The organism is Nonomuraea sp. NPDC052265, from assembly GCF_044547985.1.
In the GTDB taxonomy this organism is placed as follows: domain Bacteria; phylum Actinomycetota; class Actinomycetes; order Streptosporangiales; family Streptosporangiaceae; genus Nonomuraea.
In genome coordinates this window covers 1-16,181 of the sequence record NZ_JBIUBJ010000037.1, presented here as the reverse complement: position 1 = coordinate 16,181, position 16,181 = coordinate 1, and the positions used below count along the sequence as shown (strand labels likewise).

Genomic DNA, 16,181 nt, shown 5'->3' with positions numbered 1-16,181 from the left:
GCCCCGGGCCGTGGGCTACGGTGTGCGGCGTGAGGACCATTGACTGGGCCGGCGACGCCGTCGAGCTCGTGGACCAGACGCTGCTGCCCGACCGGTGCGTGCGGCTGCGCGTCGAGACCGTGGCCGAGCTCGTCGCGGCGATCCGGCGGCTGGCCGTGCGCGGCGCCCCCGCGCTCGGCGTGGCCGCCGCGCTCCGCGTCCGCGACGACGACATCGCCGCCTGCCTGGCCATGAGCGAGCGCGGCGCCGGCCTGCTGGAGGGCGACCGGCTGCGGATCATGACCGTCTGCAACACCGGCGGCCTGGCCGCCGTCGAACGCGGCACCGCCCTCGGCGTGATCCAGACCCTGCACGAACGCGGCCGCCTGGCCGAGGTGCTCGCCCTGGAGCCCCGCCCGCTGCTCCAGGGCGCCCGGCTCACCACCTGGGAACTGGCCAGGATGGGCGCGCCGCACCGGCTCGTGGCCGACTCGGCGGGGCCGTACCTGCCGGCCAAGGGCGAGGTGTACGCGTCGCGCCCGAGGGCACTCAGGCGCTGAACCCCGCGTTCGACATGACGCCGCACGATCTGATCACCGCGATCGTGACCGAACGGCGGGTGATCAGGCCGTGAAATAGCGCGATCCCCGGACCTGTTCACCTCGCTGGCGTTACGCTCGGTCGTCCCGATATCTACTCTCGGAGAGCATCCGTGGACATAGATCTGGTGTTACGGCGCGACTGGCAGGCCCGCGCGCCCCGCGGCGCCTACACCCAGCTCGATTCGACCAAGGGCGTCAAGGTCCACTACACCGGCGGCAGGGTCGAACCCGCCATCGTGTCCGACCACGCCGGCTGCGTGTCCCTCGTGCGATCGATCCAGGCGTACCACATGGACGGGAACGGCTGGATAGACATCGGCTATTCGTTCGTCGCCTGTGCGCACCGGAAGGTGTTCGAGGGGCGGGGGCTGCATCATCTGCCCGCCGCCAACGGTCCCGGGCTCAACGCCGGTCACTACGCCGTGCTCGGGCTGGTCGGCAACGCCGGGCTGGTGCAGCCGCCCGACGCGATGCTGGAGGCGATCCTCGACGCCGTCCAGTACGTGCGCGACGAGGGCGGCGCCGGCAAGGAGATCAAGGGCCACCGCGACGGCTACTCCACCGACTGCCCCGGCGACCCCCTGTACGCCTGGATCAAGCGCGGCGCGCCCCGTCCGGGCGGCGGCACCACCACCCCGCCGCCGGCCACGCCGCCCTTCCCCGGCCGGCTGCTGAAGTACCCGCCGGTCATGGAGGGCGAGGACGTGCGCACCTGGCAGCGCCAGATGAAGAAGCGCGGCTGGGACCTGACCGTCGACGGCGCGTACGGCGGCCGGTCCCGCGACGCGTGCCGCAGGTTCCAGCGTGAGCAGGGCGTCGAGGACGACGGGATCGTGGGCCCGCTCACGTGGAAGCTGGCCTGGGAGGCGCCGCCCGCCGACGGGTAACCCCCGGATTACTGCGGCCGCCCGGCAGCGCCTACTATCCGTTGCATGGAACTGGCAGCGGGGTTTCCTCCCACCGATCGTGACGACTGGCGGAGGCTGGCGGTCGAGGTCCTGCGCAGGTCGGGGGTCGAGGCGGGCTCGCCCGACGAGGCGCTGTCCAGCCCGACCTACGACGGCGTGACGGTCGCGCCGCTCTACGACGCGGGCGACCTGCCGGGCGATCCCGGGATGCCGGGCGCTCCGCCGTTCACGCGGGGGGCGCGGGCGGTGCCCGGCTGGGACGTCCGGCAGCGGCACGCGGTGGCCGACCCCGAGGCGGTCCTGGCCGACCTGGAGAACGGCGTCACCTCGCTCTGGCTGGTCGTCGGCGACGACGCGATCCCGGTGGACGCGCTGCCCGCCGTCCTGAAGGACGTCTACCTCGACCTGGCCCCGATCGTCCTGGAGGCGGGGGAGCGGACGCGGGAGGCCGCCGAGGTGCTGTTCGGCCTGGCCGCCGAGCGGGGCGTCACGCTCAGCGGGAACCTGGGCGCGAGCGGCGGCGAGGCGGCCGGGCTGGCCGGGCGTTGCGCCGCGTTCCCGGGGTTGCGGGCGGTCATGGTCGACGCCACGCCGTACCACGACGTGGGCGCCGCCGACGCCGAGGAACTGGGCTGCTCGATCGCGCGCGGCGTGGCCGAGCTGCGGACGCTGACCGGCGCCGGCCTTACCGTTGAGCAAGCGCTAGGCCAGATAGACTTCCGGTACGCCGCCACCGCCGACCAGTTCGCCACCATCGCCAAGCTGCGGGCGGCGCGCCGGTTGTGGGCCAGGGTGGCCGAGGTGTGCGGCGCCGCCGAACACGGCGGGCAGCGCCAGCACGCCGTCACCAGCGCCGCCATGATGACCGCCCGCGACCCCTGGGTGAACATGTTGCGCACCACCCTGGCCTGCTTCGCGGCGGGCGTCGGCGGGGCGGAGGCGGTCACCGTGCAGCCGTTCGACGCCGCGCTCGGCCTGCCCGACGCCTTCTCCCGGCGCATCGCCCGCAACACGCAGTCGCTGCTGCTGGAGGAGTCGGGGATCGGACGGGTGACCGACCCCGCCGGCGGCTCCTGGTACGTCGAGCGCCGCACCGCCGACCTGGCCGAGCGGGCCTGGGCGTGGTTCCAGGAGATCGAGACCGCCGGAGGCGTGGAGGCCGCCGGCGAGCTGATCGACCGGCGCGTCGCGGCCACCCGCGCCCGCCGCGACGACGACATCGCCCACCGCCGCTTCCCGATCACCGGCGTCAGCGAGTTCCCCGACCCCGGCGAGAAGCCGCTGAGCCGGCCCCCCGCTCCCGCCGCGCGGCCCGTGGCGCGCTACGCCCAGGAGTTCGAGGCGTTGCGCGACGTCGCCGACGCCCTGCCCGAGCGTCCCAAGGTGTTCCTGGCCACCATCGGGCCGGTCGCCGCGCACACCGCGCGGGCCTCGTTCGCCGCCAACCTCTTCCACTCCGGCGGCCTGGCCACCGAGACCGCCGGGCCGGGCGCCGACCCCGAGCAGATCGCCACCGCCTTCGCCGTGAGCGGCGCCACCGTGGCCTGCCTGTGCTCCACCGACAAGCTGTACGCCCAGCACGCCCGCGCCGTGGCCACCGCGCTGCGGCACGCGGGGGCGAGACGCGTCTGGCTGGCGGGGAAGGGTGACTACGAGGGCGTGGACGCCTGCCTCTACGCGGGGTGCGACGCGCTCGCCGTGCTCCGTCAGACGTTCGAGGACCTGGAGGTGCTGCGATGATCCCCGACTTCTCCGGCGTCCCGCTCGGCCCGGCGGCCGGTTCCGGCGCGGGGCCCGGCCCTGAAGGGGAGGCGTGGGAGACGCCCGAGGGCATCGCGGTCAAGCCGCTCTACACGGCGGCCGACCTCGACGGGCTCGACTTCCTGCGCACCTACCCCGGCGCGGCCCCGTACCTGCGCGGGCCCTACCCCACCATGTACGTCAACCAGCCCTGGACGATCCGCCAGTACGCGGGCTTCTCCACCGCCGAGGACTCCAACGCCTTCTACCGGCGCAACCTGGCGGCCGGGCAGAAGGGCCTGTCGGTCGCCTTCGACCTGGCCACGCACCGGGGCTACGACTCCGACCATCCGCGCGTGGCCGGCGACGTCGGCATGGCGGGGGTGGCGATCGACTCCATCTACGACATGCGGCAGCTCTTCGACGGCATCCCGCTCGACCGCATGTCGGTGTCGATGACCATGAACGGCGCGGTGCTGCCCGTGCTCGCGATGTACATCGTGGCGGCCGAGGAGCAGGGCGTCGCGCCGGAGGAGCTGGCCGGGACCATCCAGAACGACATCCTCAAGGAGTTCATGGTCCGCAACACGTACATCTACCCGCCGGCCCCCTCGATGCGCATAATTTCGGATATTTTCGCTTATGCGAGCGAGAAGATGCCGAAATTCAACTCGATCAGCATTTCTGGCTATCACATCCAGGAAGCCGGGGCGACCTGCGACCTCGAACTCGCCTACACCCTCGCCGACGGCGTCGAGTACCTGCGCGCCGGGATCGCCGCCGGGATGGACGTCGACCGGTTCGCCCCCCGGCTGTCGTTCTTCTGGTGCATCGGCATGAACTTCTTCATGGAGGTCGCCAAGCTGCGTGCCGCCCGGTTGTTGTGGGCCAGGCTGGTGTCGCGGTTCGGGGCGGCCAACCCCAAGTCGCTGAGCCTGCGTACGCACAGCCAGACCTCCGGCTGGTCGCTCACCGCCCAGGACGTCTTCAACAACGTCGCCCGCACCTGCGTCGAGGCCATGGCCGCCACCCAGGGCCACACCCAGTCGCTGCACACCAACGCCCTCGACGAGGCGCTCGCGCTGCCCACCGACTTCTCCGCCCGTATCGCCCGCAACACCCAGCTCCTCCTCCAGCAGGAGTCGGGCACCACCCAGGTGATCGACCCCTGGGGCGGCTCCTACTACGTCGAGCGCCTCACCCACGACCTCGCCGAGCGCGCCTGGGCCCACATCGAGGAGGTCGAGGCGGCCGGCGGCATGGCCAGGGCCATCGAGGCGGGCCTGCCCAAGCTCCGCATCGAGGAGGCCGCGGCCCGTACCCAGGCCCGCATCGACTCCGGCCGCCAGCCGGTCATCGGGGTCAACAAGTACCGCGCCGCCGACGACGAGCCCATCGAGGTGCTCAAGGTCGACAACAGCGCCGTACGCGCCCAGCAGCTCGACAAGCTGGCCCGGCTCAGGGCCGAACGCGACGGCGAGGCCGTGCAGCGCGCGCTCGACGCGCTCACCAAGGCCGCCGACAACCCCGCGCCCGGCCTCGACGCCAACCTGCTCAAGCTGGCCGTCGACGCCGCCCGCGCCAAGGCCACCGTCGGCGAGATCTCCGACGCTCTGGAGCGGGTGTTCGGCCGCCACGCCGAGCAGGTGCGTACCATCTCCGGTGTGTACCGCGACGAGTCCGGGCCGGCCGAGGCCATCGAGCGCGTGCGCCGGGCCTGCGCCGACTTCGAGCGGCACGAGGGCCGCCGCCCGCGCATCCTGGTCGCCAAGATGGGCCAGGACGGCCACGACCGGGGCCAGAAGGTGATCGCCACCGCCTTCGCCGACCTCGGCTTCGACGTCGACGTCGGCCCGCTGTTCCAGACGCCGGAAGAGGTGGCAAGGCAGGCGGTCGAGGCCGACGTGCACATCGTGGGCGTCTCGTCGCTGGCGGCCGGGCACCTCACCCTGGTGCCCGCGCTCCGGCACGCCCTGGCCGAACTCGACGCCGAGGACATCATGATCGTGGTGGGCGGCGTCATCCCGCCGGGCGACCACGACGAGCTCCGCGCCGCCGGCGCCGCCGCCATCTTCCCGCCGGGAACGGTGATCGCCGACGCCGCCCTCGACCTCCTCCAGACCCTCGGCGACCGTCACTAGCCCTCCGGCGCCCTGATTGCGACGGGTGTCGTAGTTTCGGCGGGTTTCGTAGTTTCGGTGGGTGTCGAGGGGGCGGTGCTCGTCAGGGGGTCGGCGGGCGTCCGAGAGGGGCGTCGTCGCAGACGGTGACGGCGATGGTGCGCTGGCGGGCGACGGGCGCGGTGATCCGGAGCGTGACGCTGTGGGCGCCCGAGCCCGTCACGGCGGTCGGCGAGGTCAGGTGCCGGGGGCCGGTCTCGGCGACCGTGGCCGAGGAGCGGGCGGTGACCGTGCCGTCGACGATCCAGGCGTACCGGAGGGTGACGGGGGCGCCGGACCTGGTCACCGTGGCCTGGAGCCGTACCGCGCCGTCCCAGCAGTCGCCGTTCCTGGTGCCGCCGGACGGGCGCAGTGAGGCCAGGGTGAGGCGGTCGGGGGCGGGCGTCGTGCTGGGCGTGCTCTCCGACCCCGGCCCGGGTCCGGGCGTACGGGTGTGCCGGGGACGCCGTGTGGGGGTGGGGGCGGAGGCCGGGGTGGGGGCGCTGGTCACGTCCGCCACGTGGGTGGCCTTGGGCGTGGGCGTCGAGGGCGTCAGCCACACGATCGCGCCCGCCAGCACCAGCACGGTCACCCCGGAGACCCCGGCCACCATCGCCGTCTTCACCCGCCGCCGCACCCTGACCTTGGGCGCGGGCGCCTGCGGGTCGGGCCTGACCTTGGGCGCGGGCGCCTGCGGGTCGGGCCTGACGTTGGGCGCGGGCGTTTGGGGGTCCGGCCCGGTCATGGGCGCGGGGCCCCGCTGGGCCGAGCTTTCCGTCCGCGGCGGTTCCCCGGGGGAAAGGGGCGGTGCGCCCGCGACCAGTCGCAGCCCGGTGGTCCCCGACGCGGCGGCCGGCGGGGCGCCGATCAGGTGGCGGAGGACGTCGGCCATGGCCGGGCGGCGGGCGGGGTCCTTGGCGAGGCAGGCGAGGACCACGCCGAGCAGCGGCTGCGGCAGGTCGCCGGTGCGGGGCTCGTCGTGCAGGATGCGGTTGATCACAGCCGGCAGCGAGTCGTCGCCGAACGGCGGCATCCCCGTCGCCGCGAACACGATCACCGACGCCCACGCGAACACGTCCGCCGGCGCCCCCGCCTCCTGCCCCGAGAGCTGCTCCGGCGCCATGTACGCGGGCGTGCCCGTGATGCTGCCGGTCGCGCTCACCCCCGTCCCGAACGCCGCGGAGACGCCGAAGTCGGTCACCTGCGGCCCGTCCGCCCCGAGCAGCACGTTGGCCGGCTTGAAGTCGCGGTGCGCGACACCGGCCCGGTGCGCGCCGGCCAGCGCCGTGGCGGTCGCCACGGCCAGCCGCCGCAGGCCGTCCCCGCCGCGCAGCGCGCCGGTCTCCTGCAGCGAGCGCCCGTCCACGTACTCGGTCACGATGTACGGCCGCCCCCTGGCCGAGGCGTCGAGCACCCGCGCGACGCAGGACGGCTCCAAGGCACGCGCGGCGGCGATCTCCCTGGCGAACGGCTCACCCGCGGCGACGCCCTCGGCGAGCACCTTGACGGCCACCGGACCGCCGTCGCGCCCGCGCGCCAGGTAGACGACACCGTGGCCGCCCGCGCCGAGCCGCCCGGCCAGCCGGTAGGGTCCCACCGCTGCCGGGTCGCCCTCGCGGAGGGGTTCGACGTTGGGCATGAGGGGAGTGACTCCTGTGACGGCTGTGATCAGAACTCCAGCACCTTACTGGCAAATGTCGAGACTTGTCAGAAGTTAGGCTGATCAAACCAGAAGAAAGGGGTGAACCGGGTGCGCTCGCTGGAGGACTACGCCCAAGGCGTACGTGCAGGCTCCCGTACGTGGATCGCCCGCGCGATCACCCTGGTCGAGTCGACCAGGCCCGACCACATGGCGCTGGCCCAGCGGCTGCTCGTCGAGCTCACCCCGCTGTCCGGCCGGGCCCGCCGGATCGGCGTCTCGGGCGTGCCCGGCGTGGGGAAGTCCACGTTCATCGACGCGCTCGGCACGTACCTCACCGGCCAGGGGCACCGGGTGGCCGTGCTGGCCGTCGACCCCTCCTCGACCAGGACGGGCGGCAGCATCCTCGGTGACAAGACCCGGATGGCCCGGCTGTCGGCCGACCCCGCCGCGTTCATCCGCCCGTCGCCGACCTCCGGCACGCTCGGCGGCGTGACGCAGGCGACCAGGGAGGCCATGGTCGTGGTGGAGGCCGCCGGGTTCGACGTGGTGCTGGTCGAGACCGTCGGCGTCGGGCAGTCGGAGACCGCCGTGGCCGACATGGTGGACACGTTCCTGCTGCTCACGCTGGCCCGTACCGGGGACCAGCTCCAGGGGATCAAGAAGGGCGTGCTGGAGCTGGCCGACGTGATCGCGGTCAACAAGGCCGACGGCGAGCACGAGCTCGCGGCCAGGAAGGCGGCCAGGGAACTGGCGGGGGCGCTGCGCATGTTGCGCTCGGATTCCGGACCACCGCCCGTCCTGACCTGCAGCGGGCTCACCGGGGACGGTCTGGAGGGGCTGTGGCGGCGGATCCTGGCCCATCAGGACTCGCTCGACCTGGCCGCCAAGCGCCGCCGCCAGCAGGTCCAGTGGACCTGGACGCTGGTCCGCGACCGCCTGCTCGCCGAGCTGCGCCACGACCCCGAGGTGGCGGCGATCAGGGCGGAGGTCGAGCGGGAGGTGCTGGCGGGGGAGCTGACCCCGGCGCTCGCCGCCGACCGCCTGCTGTCGGTGTTCAGGCGGCCCTGACCCCCAGGGGGGTGGTCGCCGGGAGGTCTGCGCCCCGGAGGAACAGACTTGCGTCCGGGGGAGAAATATCCGTATCCGCAGCGTCATCGCCGATCCGACGGCTCGGGCGTGACATGTCACGATGTCGCGCAACCGACGTGGGGAGAAGCGCAGATGTGTGCGGAACCGATGCTGCCCGAAACGGTCGCGGGGGCCCTGGAGGAGTACGGTCGGCTGCTGGCCGAGCACGGCATCACCTGGGGCGAGCCGGAGATCCACTACGTGAAGTTCTTCGCCAGGCGCAGGGTGCTGCCGCCCTCGTTGTTCGGTACGTTCTGGCGCCTGGCCTTCGAGGAGGCCGCCCGCCTGCACCAGGGGCAGCCGATCGACCGGCTCGCCGCCCACCTCGCCGAGCCGGACTACGACCGGGTGCTGCGCGACACCCTGGGCGGCGAGCTGCCGCCGCACCTGGCCGCGCTGCGGATCGGCCCGGACCGGATCGAGCTGCGGGGGGCGCCGAGAACGGTCCTGACCCCCGGCGGGCCGTCCTCCGGCACGGGCCCGCGCTGGGTGGGCGAACTGCCGGTCCCGCCCGCGCCCGGCGGCGCCCACCCCGCACAGGCCGCCGCCGCGACCGGCGGCGCCCGGCCCGCGCCGGCCGCCGCGGACCCCCACGTTCCGCCGCCCCCCGGGCGGGGTGAGGAGAAGATCTTCCTGCTCGTCGACTCCGCCCGCGACGCCCCCTGCCCGGTCACCGTGGACGACGCCCACCGCGAGCTGGCCCCCCACGGCGCCTGGCTGGCCGAGGTCGACGCAGGCAGCGTGATCGTGGCCGACGGGCAGCGCGTCCGGCTCGATCCCCTGCTCCGCCAGGTCCCCGCCGCCCGGCTCACCCTGGTGGCGGGGCAGCCGTGCCGGTGGAGCGTCGCCTCCGCGGACGGCCGCGGCTGGTACCCGCCGGGCGTCCCGAGCCGCCACGACTACCACGGCAGGCCGTACTTCCACGGCGACGGCCTCACCCTCGACGTCCCGGCCGAGCCGCTGACGATCACCGTCACCCGGGGCATGGAGTACGCCGAGTCCGCGGTGGAGGCCACCCTGGACCCGGGCGAGGAACGCGTGGTCCGGCTCTCCCCGCAACGGCTCTACGACGCCGCCGCCCGCGGCTGGTACGGCGGCGACATGCACGTCCACCTCAACTGGGCCGGCGACCTGGTGGGCCTGCCCGCCGACGCGGCCGCCGCCCAGCACGGCGAGGACCTGCACGTGCTCAACCTGCTCGCCGGGAACGTCTCCGGGCCGCGCGTCTACGACCGGGAGGCCCTCGACCACTGGGCGGGGGAGGACCTGCCCTGGTCCGACGCCACCCATTTGGCCCGGATGGGCGTCGAGTACCGCAACGACCTGCTCGGCCACGTCTACGCCTTCGCCCCGGAGCGCGCGCCGGGACGCTTCCACACCGGGTTCGCCGGGGACGCCGACTGGCCGCCGAACGCCGAGGGGCTGCGGGAGCTGCGCGGCCTCGGCGCGGTGCTCGGCTACAGCCATCCCTTCGCCACGCCGCTCGCCGACGGCGATCCGCCCAGGGCCGTCGTGTCCCAGGTGCCGCGCAACTGCGCCGCCCGCGAGCTGGTCGCCGACGCCGCGCTCGGCCTGGTGGACAGCCTCGACGTGCTCACCCACGCCTCGATCGCGTCCACGGCGGCCGTCTACCGGCGGCTGATCGGCGCGGGCAACCGGCTCGCCGTCACCGCCGGGACCGACTCGATGATCTCCTTCACGCGTTCGGACAACCAGTCCAACCCGCCCGGCTGGGCCCGCGTCTACGCCCGGGTGGAGGGCGAGCTGACCGCCCGCTCGTTCGCCGACGCGGTACGGGCGGGCCGCACGTTCGCCACCACCGGCCCCTGGCTGGAGCTGACGGTGGACGGGCACGGCCCCGGCCACGTCATCGACGTCCGCCCCGGCGACCACGTCCGCGTCACCGCCACCGCGATCGGCCCGGAGGTGGCCGCGGTGCGCATCCGTACGGCCGAGGGCGTGCGCGCGGGCGCGGAACGGCTCCTGGCCGACGATCGTCGCCCGGACGGCGACGAGCGGCTGACCGTGACGGCCGACCTGCGCGTGGACGAGCCGACGTACGTGGTGGCCGAGGTCGTGTGCGACCCGCACCCGCGCACCATGACCGGCACCGGCTACGCCCTGACCAGCCCCGTCCACGTGGACGTGGCCGGCCGCCGGGTCGCCCGGCGGGACGACGTGCGCTGGTGCCTGGAATGGCTGGACCTGCTGGAGGAGCTGATCAGGTCGCACGCCCGCCTGACCGACCCCGGCCAGCTCGCCGACCACGTCGCCCTGCTGGACCAGGCCAGAGAGGTCTACCGGGGCCGCCTGTCCTGAGACCCGGTCCGCTCGTCCTGAGAGCCGGTCCGCCTGTCCTGAGGGCGCGTCCGCATCTCATCTGGCCCGTCCCCCTCTCCTGAAGCCCGGCCGCGCCGCGTTTCTGGCCGCGTGTGCTAGGTTTTGGCCATGCGGTCAGAAAATCAGCCGAGCGGCCAGAAGGCGCGCTCGTTCATCGAGGAGGCCAGGCGGGCGCAGATCATCGCCTCGGCCGTGGAGGTGATCGCCGACGTCGGCTTCGCCCAGGCGTCGCTGGCGCGCATCGCCCAGCACGCGGGCATCAGCAAGGGGGTCATCTCCTACCACTTCACCGGCAAGGAAGAGCTGATGGAGGAGGTGGTCAACAGCGTCTACGGCGAGATCGCCGCACACGTCATGGCGCGGATCGAGGGCGTCGAAGGCCCCACCGCGATGTTGCGGACGCACATCCTCGCGGTCGCCGAGCACATGCGCGAGCACCGCACGCGGCTCAAGGCCCTCGGCGAGATCTTCTACAACCTCCGCACCGCCGACGGCCGGCCGCGCTACGGCGTCAAGGCCAACGAGGAGCTCTACCAGGCGATGGAGCAGATCTACGCCTACGGCCAGACCACCGGCGAGTTCCGCGACTTCGACCGGCGCGTCATGGCCATCACCCACTCCTCCGCCATCGACAACATGTTCGCCTACTGGGTGGCGAACCCCGACCACGACCTCGACGCGCACGCCGCGGAGCTGGCCGACCTGTTCGAGAGGGCATGCAGGCGATGAAGACCGAGACGGGGACCAGGCTCCTCGCGATCGACAACCTGCGCGTGCTGCTGACCGCGCTGGTCGTCGCCCATCACGTCGCCGTCACGTACGGCAACATCCCGATCTGGTACTACAACGAACCGGCCACCGACCCCTCCGGGGTGGCGCTCGACCTCCTGGTGGTCTTCAACCAGGCGTTCTTCATGGGGTTCTTCTTCCTCATCTCGGGCTTCTTCACCCCCGGCTCCCACGACCGCAAGGGCGGGCGGGCGTTCGTCCGCGACCGGCTGGCCAGGCTCGGGGTGCCGCTGCTGGTCTTCGTCCTGCTGCTGCGTCCGCTGGTGACGCTCGGGGACCACGGCATGCCGTTCTGGAAGTGGTACGTCGTCTCGTGGGACCCGGGCCCGATGTGGTTCGTCGAGGTGCTGATCGTCTTCGCCCTGATCTACGCGTGGTGGCGGCGCGCGGGCAGGTCCGGCGGGCAGGGGGCCGGGGCGCCGAGCCTCAGGGGCGTCGTGCTGTTCACCCTGGGGCTGGCGGCGGTCACGGTCCTGTGGCGGGTCCCGGTGCCGCAGGGCACGTACGTGCCGGTGCTGGGGCTGCCCACGCCCTACTTCCTGCCGCAGTACGCGGCGATGTTCGCGGCCGGCGTGGTCGCCTTCCGGCGCGGCTGGTTCGAGGCGCTGCCCAGGCGGGCGGCGCGCGCCGGGTTCGCCGCCACGGGCCTGGCGAGCCTGGTGCTGCTGCCGGTGTCGAGCCTCACCACGGGCCTGGTGGCGTCGGCGGCCATGGCGCTGTGGGAGTCCGTGGTCGCCGTCGGCATGATCGTCGGGCTGACGGTGCTGTTCAGGGAGCGGTTCGCCGGGCAGGGGGCGCGCGGCAGGTTCCTGTCCGAGCACGCCTACGCGGTCTACGTCATCCATCCGCTGGTGCTGGTCGCCGTGGCCTGGGCGGTGCGGGGGCTGCACGCGGCGGCGGTCGTCAAGTTCGCCCTGGTGCTGGCGGTGTCGCTGCCGCTGTGCTGGGGGCTGGCGTACGCGGTCCGGTCGTTGCCGGGGGCCAGGCGCATCCTCTGACTCGGGGCTTGACTTCGGGCCTTGCCGGGTGCCTGACGGCGTGCCGCCATCGCGCTAACTTTTAGGAAACTTTCTTAAGAAATTCCGGGAAAGGAAGTGATCGGGTGCGACGGAGCCTGACGCTGTCCGCCGCCGCGCTGCTGGTGGCGGGCGTCCTCTCGGTCGTCGTGCCGGCCTCGCCGGCCGGGGCGGCGGCCTGCGCGACGGCATGGAACGCCGCGACGGTCTACAACGGCGGCGCTGGCAGGTGGAACGGAACGCGTCCGTGGCCTGGAAGACCGCACTGTGGTACTGGACGACCCAGAACGGCCCCGGCACCATGACCCCGCACGCCGCCATGGTCAACGGCCGCGGGTTCGGCGAGACCATCCGCAGCATCAACGGCAGCCTGGAGTGCGACGGTGGCAACCCCGGCCAGGTGCGGAGCCGGGTCGACGCCTACCAGCGCTTCACCCGGATCCTCGGCGTCGCCCCCGGCGGCAACCTGTCCTGCTGACCGCCGTCCCGGCGCGCGATCAGGCCGGCCCGGTCCCCTCGGGGCCCGGCCGCTCGGCCGGCGCGCGCCGTTCGGCGGTCTCCAGGTAGCCGCGCAGGGCGCGGCGGGAGCGGGAGAGCGTGCCGATCTGCTCGTCGAGGCCGCGCAGCCGGGCGCGCAGGGTGTCCAGCAGCTCGGGGCAGGGGGCGAGATCGGGGTCGGGGCCCGTGACACAGGGCAGCAGGTACGCGATCTCCCCGGTCGACAGCCCGGCGTCGAGCAGCTTCCTGATCTGGGCGACGGTCAGCACGGCCTCGTCGTCGTACTCGCGGTAGCCGCTGGCGCGGCGGCCGGGCTCCAGCAGGCCCTGGGCCTCGTAATAGCGCAGTTGGTGCGGGCGGACCCCGGTCCGCCGGCTCAGGTCCCCGATCAGCACGGCCGTCCCCCTTGACCTTCATATCGGTCTGAACGTTGACGATTCTCCCATAGCCACCGAACCACCTCTTTTGGGAGAGCGACTGTGATGACGAAGGATCCCCGCACCCCCGTGACCGTCGTGGGCCTGGGCCTGATGGGGGAGGCGCTGGCCGGAGCGTTCCTGCGCGACGGCCGGCCGACGACCGTGTGGAACCGTACCGCGGCCAGGGCCGACCGGGTGGCCGGGCTCGGGGCCGTCCGGGCCGGTTCGGCCAGGGAGGCCGTGGCCGCCGCCCCGCTCGTGGTCGTCTGCCTGACCGGGTACGACGCCGTGCGCGAGGTCCTCGACCCGCTGGGCGACGTCCTGGACGGCCGGGTGCTGGTCAACCTCACCTCGGGCACCTCCGCGGAGGCCCGCGACACAGCCGGCTGGGTGGCCGGGCACGGCGGCGCCTACCTCGACGGCGCGATCATGGCCACCCCCGCCGCCATCGGCACCCCGGACGCCGCCCTCCTCTACAGCGGCCCGCGGTCGGCCTTCGACCTGCACGAACCGGCCCTGCGCGGCCTCGGCGGCGCGACGACGTACCTCGGGACGGACCACGGCCTGTCGGCGCTCTACGACGTCGGCGTGCTGAGCCTGATGTGGAACATCCTGAACGGCTTCCTCCAGGGCGCCGCGCTGCTCGGGGCCGCCGGGGTGGAGGCGTCGGCGTTCGCCCCGGTGGCGCGGAACGGCGTCGAGACCGTGGCCGGCTGGCTGGCCGACTACGCGCGGCAGATCGACGAGGGCGCGCACCCGGCCACCGACTCGACCATCGACACCCACGTGGCCGCCATGGACCACCTCGTCCGCGAGAGCGAGTCGCACGGCGTGGACGCCCGGCTGCCGCGCTTCATCAGGGCCCTGGCCGGGCAGGCCGTCGCGGCGGGCCACGGCGGCGAGGGTTACACGGCGCTGATCGAGCAGTTCCGCGAGCCCTCCGGCCAGGCGTGAGACGGCGCGGGCCCCGGAGTCGGCCAAGTGAGACGGCGGGCCGAGGAGCCCGCCGTCGTCAGGCGCGGTCGTCAGGCGCGGTCGTCGGTCGCGGTCGTCGGTCGCCGTCGTCAGTCGTCGTAGAAGCCGTCGAGGGTTTCGGCGTGGCGTTCCACGACGGCCTTGCGCCTGATCTTCAGGCTGGCCGTCAGCTCGCCCGTCTCCACGGTGAAGTCGTCGGCCAGGATGGCGAACTTCTTGACCGTGGCGTAACTGGCCTGGTCGGCGTTGACCTGCCTGATCGCCCGGTCGACCTCCTCGCGCATGCGCGGGTGCCCGCACAGCGCCGCGGGGTCGACCGGCAGGGACTCGGCCTCGGCCCACGGGCGCACGACGTCCATGTCGAGGGTGACGAGCGCCGTCACGTAGTTGCGGCGGTCGCCGTGCACGAACACGTGCGAGGCGAACGGGCAGGCGGCCTTGATGCGGCCCTCCAGGTAGGTGGGCGCGACGTACTTGCCGCCCGAGGTCTTGATCAGCTCCTTCTTGCGGTCGGTGATCATCAGCCGCCCGGCCTGGTCCAGCTCGCCGATGTCGCCGGTGCGCAGCCAGCCGTCCTCCAGCGCCTCGGACGTCTCCCGCGGCAGGCCGTGGTAGCCGCGCATCACGCCGCGCCCGCCGATGAGGATCTCGCCGTCGTCCGCGATGCGGACCTCGGTGCCGGGCAGCGGCGGGCCGACCGTGCCGAACCGCACCGACTCGGGACGGTTGAGGAAGCTGCCCGCCGACGACTCGGTCAGGCCGTACCCCTCCAGGATGGTCAGGCCGGCGCCGTCGAAGAACTCGGCCACGTCCCGCGACAGCGGCGCGGCCCCGGAGATGAACAAGCGGATCCGGCCGCCGAAGCGCGCCCGCAGCTTGGCGAAGACCAGCCGGTCGGCCAGCGCGTGCTCGACCCGGGTGGTGAGCGGGACGGCCGCCTCGCGCTGCCGCGCCCTGCTGACCCTGATGCCGGTCTCCCGCGCCCACTCGAAGATGCGCAGCTTGATCCCGCCCTCGCGGCGCACGGTGGCGACGACCGTGTTGTGGATCTTCTCGAAGATGCGCGGCGCGGCGGCCATCACGGTCGGGCGCAGCGCGCCGAGGTTGTCGGCGATGCGGTCGAGGCGGCCGTCGATCGCGGTGGGCACGCCGATGTCGATCATCACGACCTCCAGCAGCTTGCCGAAGGAGTGGGACAGCGGCAGCCACAGGAAGTGCAGGTCGCCGGGGGAGAGGAGGTCGATCTCGCGGACCGAGCCGGCGGCGAACAACCAGTTGTCGTGGGTGAGCTCGACGCCCTTGGGACGTCCGGTGGTGCCGGAGGTGTAGATGAGCGTGGCCAGGTCGTCCTGGGCGATGGCGTCCACCAGGGCGTCGTAGTCGCCCTCGCCGCGGCCGACCGAGTCGAGGGTGACCACCCAGCCGTCGTCGCTCGCCGAGCCGTCGACCACGACCACGCGGGTGACGTCGGGCAGTTCCTTCCGCACGGACCTGAGCTTGGCCACCTGCTCGTCGTTCTCGGCGATGACGATCGTGCTGCCGGAGTCGGTGATGACGAAGGCGCACTCGGCGGCCGTGTTCGACGGGTAGATCGTGGTGGTGGCCGCGCCCGTGGAGAGCACGGCCAGGTCCGCGAGGATCCATTCGAGCCTGGTCGAGCAGAGGATCGACACGCGCCTGCCGGGCCCGGCGCCGAGCCCGGACAGCCCCAGCGCCAGCCCGCGGACCCGCTCGCCGACCTCGCGCCACGACACGGATGTCCACGCGTCGCCCGACGGCACCCGATAGGCCTCGGCGTCGGGGGTGGCCGCGATCCGGTCGCGCAGCAGGGAGGGAATGCTGGACATGCCTGACCTCCTGAGGGGTGTGCCGCCGACTCTAGGACGAGTGCGCCGGGTCAGACATCCCTGGACGTTTGTTGTCAAGCAGCGAGGTCGTTTGATCGGTGCGACCAGGCGGTTGCCTGGTCGTAGGGGCTGTGGGTTT

14 protein-coding genes are annotated in these 16,181 nt (G+C 73.3%); 11 read left to right on the top strand and 3 right to left on the bottom strand.

The genetic code is table 11. The features are described from left to right. Positions 1-29: 29 nt before the first annotated feature. The 5 genes from ACIHAD_RS46540 to scpA all read left to right on the top strand — a co-directional run bounded on the left by ACIHAD_RS46540 (position 30) and on the right by scpA (position 5,370). A complete protein-coding gene (locus ACIHAD_RS46540) occupies positions 30-539 on the top strand; it encodes a hypothetical protein (protein WP_397361281.1) in 510 nt (169 codons plus the stop codon). Then, positions 536-613, top strand: a complete 78-nt coding sequence (locus tag ACIHAD_RS46535) for a hypothetical protein (protein WP_397361321.1) — start codon at positions 536-538, stop codon at positions 611-613. Before ACIHAD_RS46540 ends, ACIHAD_RS46535 begins: the two co-directional genes overlap by 4 nt. A gap of 78 nt (positions 614-691) precedes the next feature. Continuing rightward, entirely contained in the window at positions 692-1,468 is a 777-nt protein-coding gene (locus tag ACIHAD_RS46530) for an N-acetylmuramoyl-L-alanine amidase (RefSeq protein ID WP_397361280.1), read from the top strand. A 45-nt stretch (positions 1,469-1,513) separates the two neighbouring features. Then, on the top strand, positions 1,514-3,229 hold the full coding sequence (locus ACIHAD_RS46525) for a methylmalonyl-CoA mutase family protein (protein WP_397361279.1): 1,716 nt from the start codon (positions 1,514-1,516) through the stop codon (positions 3,227-3,229). Beyond that, on the top strand, positions 3,226-5,370 hold the full coding sequence (scpA, locus tag ACIHAD_RS46520; RefSeq protein WP_397361278.1) for a methylmalonyl-CoA mutase: 2,145 nt from the start codon (positions 3,226-3,228) through the stop codon (positions 5,368-5,370). Before ACIHAD_RS46525 ends, scpA begins: the two co-directional genes overlap by 4 nt. Before the next feature lie 82 nt (positions 5,371-5,452). Here the strand turns inward: scpA and ACIHAD_RS46515 are convergent, their stop codons facing one another. Then, a complete protein-coding gene (locus tag ACIHAD_RS46515) occupies positions 5,453-7,027 on the bottom strand; it encodes a protein kinase (protein ID WP_397361277.1) in 1,575 nt (524 codons plus the stop codon). A 102-nt stretch (positions 7,028-7,129) separates the two neighbouring features. Between ACIHAD_RS46515 and meaB the strand changes: the two genes are divergently transcribed. From meaB to ACIHAD_RS46490, 5 genes are all read left to right on the top strand, one after another. Further along, positions 7,130-8,098: a methylmalonyl Co-A mutase-associated GTPase MeaB gene (meaB, locus tag ACIHAD_RS46510; RefSeq protein ID WP_397361276.1), complete on the top strand. Its 969-nt coding sequence runs from the start codon at positions 7,130-7,132 to the stop codon at positions 8,096-8,098. Between the two features lie 153 nt (positions 8,099-8,251). After that, complete coding sequence (locus ACIHAD_RS46505; RefSeq protein ID WP_397361275.1) at positions 8,252-10,477, top strand: CehA/McbA family metallohydrolase; 2,226 nt, start codon at positions 8,252-8,254, stop codon at positions 10,475-10,477. Between the two features lie 129 nt (positions 10,478-10,606). Beyond that, complete coding sequence (locus ACIHAD_RS46500; protein WP_397361274.1) at positions 10,607-11,227, top strand: TetR/AcrR family transcriptional regulator; 621 nt, start codon at positions 10,607-10,609, stop codon at positions 11,225-11,227. Further along, positions 11,224-12,285 carry an acyltransferase gene (locus tag ACIHAD_RS46495; RefSeq protein WP_397361273.1) on the top strand — a complete coding sequence of 354 codons (1,062 nt, stop codon included), beginning with the start codon at positions 11,224-11,226 and terminating at the stop codon, positions 12,283-12,285. The genes ACIHAD_RS46500 and ACIHAD_RS46495 overlap by 4 nt, the downstream gene beginning before the upstream one ends. A gap of 208 nt (positions 12,286-12,493) precedes the next feature. Next, complete coding sequence (locus ACIHAD_RS46490) at positions 12,494-12,781, top strand: chitinase (RefSeq protein WP_397361272.1); 288 nt, start codon at positions 12,494-12,496, stop codon at positions 12,779-12,781. 19 nt (positions 12,782-12,800) lie between these two features. Here the strand turns inward: ACIHAD_RS46490 and ACIHAD_RS46485 are convergent, their stop codons facing one another. Then, positions 12,801-13,196, bottom strand: a complete 396-nt coding sequence (locus ACIHAD_RS46485) for a MerR family transcriptional regulator (protein WP_397361270.1) — start codon at positions 13,194-13,196, stop codon at positions 12,801-12,803. An 87-nt stretch (positions 13,197-13,283) separates the two neighbouring features. Between ACIHAD_RS46485 and ACIHAD_RS46480 the strand changes: the two genes are divergently transcribed. Next, the gene (locus ACIHAD_RS46480) at positions 13,284-14,174 is read left to right on the top strand and encodes an NAD(P)-dependent oxidoreductase (RefSeq protein ID WP_397361269.1); all 891 of its coding nucleotides are present in this window, start codon (positions 13,284-13,286) and stop codon (positions 14,172-14,174) included. A gap of 110 nt (positions 14,175-14,284) precedes the next feature. Here ACIHAD_RS46480 and ACIHAD_RS46475 read toward each other — a convergent pair whose 3' ends face one another. Next, complete coding sequence (locus ACIHAD_RS46475; protein WP_397361268.1) at positions 14,285-16,042, bottom strand: AMP-dependent synthetase/ligase; 1,758 nt, start codon at positions 16,040-16,042, stop codon at positions 14,285-14,287. Positions 16,043-16,181 lie beyond the last annotated feature (139 nt).

Coding starts and splice junctions, on each gene's coding strand:
- ACIHAD_RS46525 (WP_397361279.1), top strand. CDS start 1,514: ATGGAACTGGCAGCGGGGTTTCCTCCCACCGATCGTGACGACTGGCGG.
- scpA (WP_397361278.1), top strand. CDS start 3,226: ATGATCCCCGACTTCTCCGGCGTCCCGCTCGGCCCGGCGGCCGGTTCC.
- ACIHAD_RS46515 (WP_397361277.1), bottom strand. CDS start 7,027: ATGCCCAACGTCGAACCCCTCCGCGAGGGCGACCCGGCAGCGGTGGGA.
- ACIHAD_RS46505 (WP_397361275.1), top strand. CDS start 8,252: ATGTGTGCGGAACCGATGCTGCCCGAAACGGTCGCGGGGGCCCTGGAG.
- ACIHAD_RS46500 (WP_397361274.1), top strand. CDS start 10,607: ATGCGGTCAGAAAATCAGCCGAGCGGCCAGAAGGCGCGCTCGTTCATC.
- ACIHAD_RS46495 (WP_397361273.1), top strand. CDS start 11,224: ATGAAGACCGAGACGGGGACCAGGCTCCTCGCGATCGACAACCTGCGC.
- ACIHAD_RS46490 (WP_397361272.1), top strand. CDS start 12,494: ATGGAACGCCGCGACGGTCTACAACGGCGGCGCTGGCAGGTGGAACGG.
- ACIHAD_RS46480 (WP_397361269.1), top strand. CDS start 13,284: ATGACGAAGGATCCCCGCACCCCCGTGACCGTCGTGGGCCTGGGCCTG.
- ACIHAD_RS46475 (WP_397361268.1), bottom strand. CDS start 16,042: ATGTCCAGCATTCCCTCCCTGCTGCGCGACCGGATCGCGGCCACCCCC.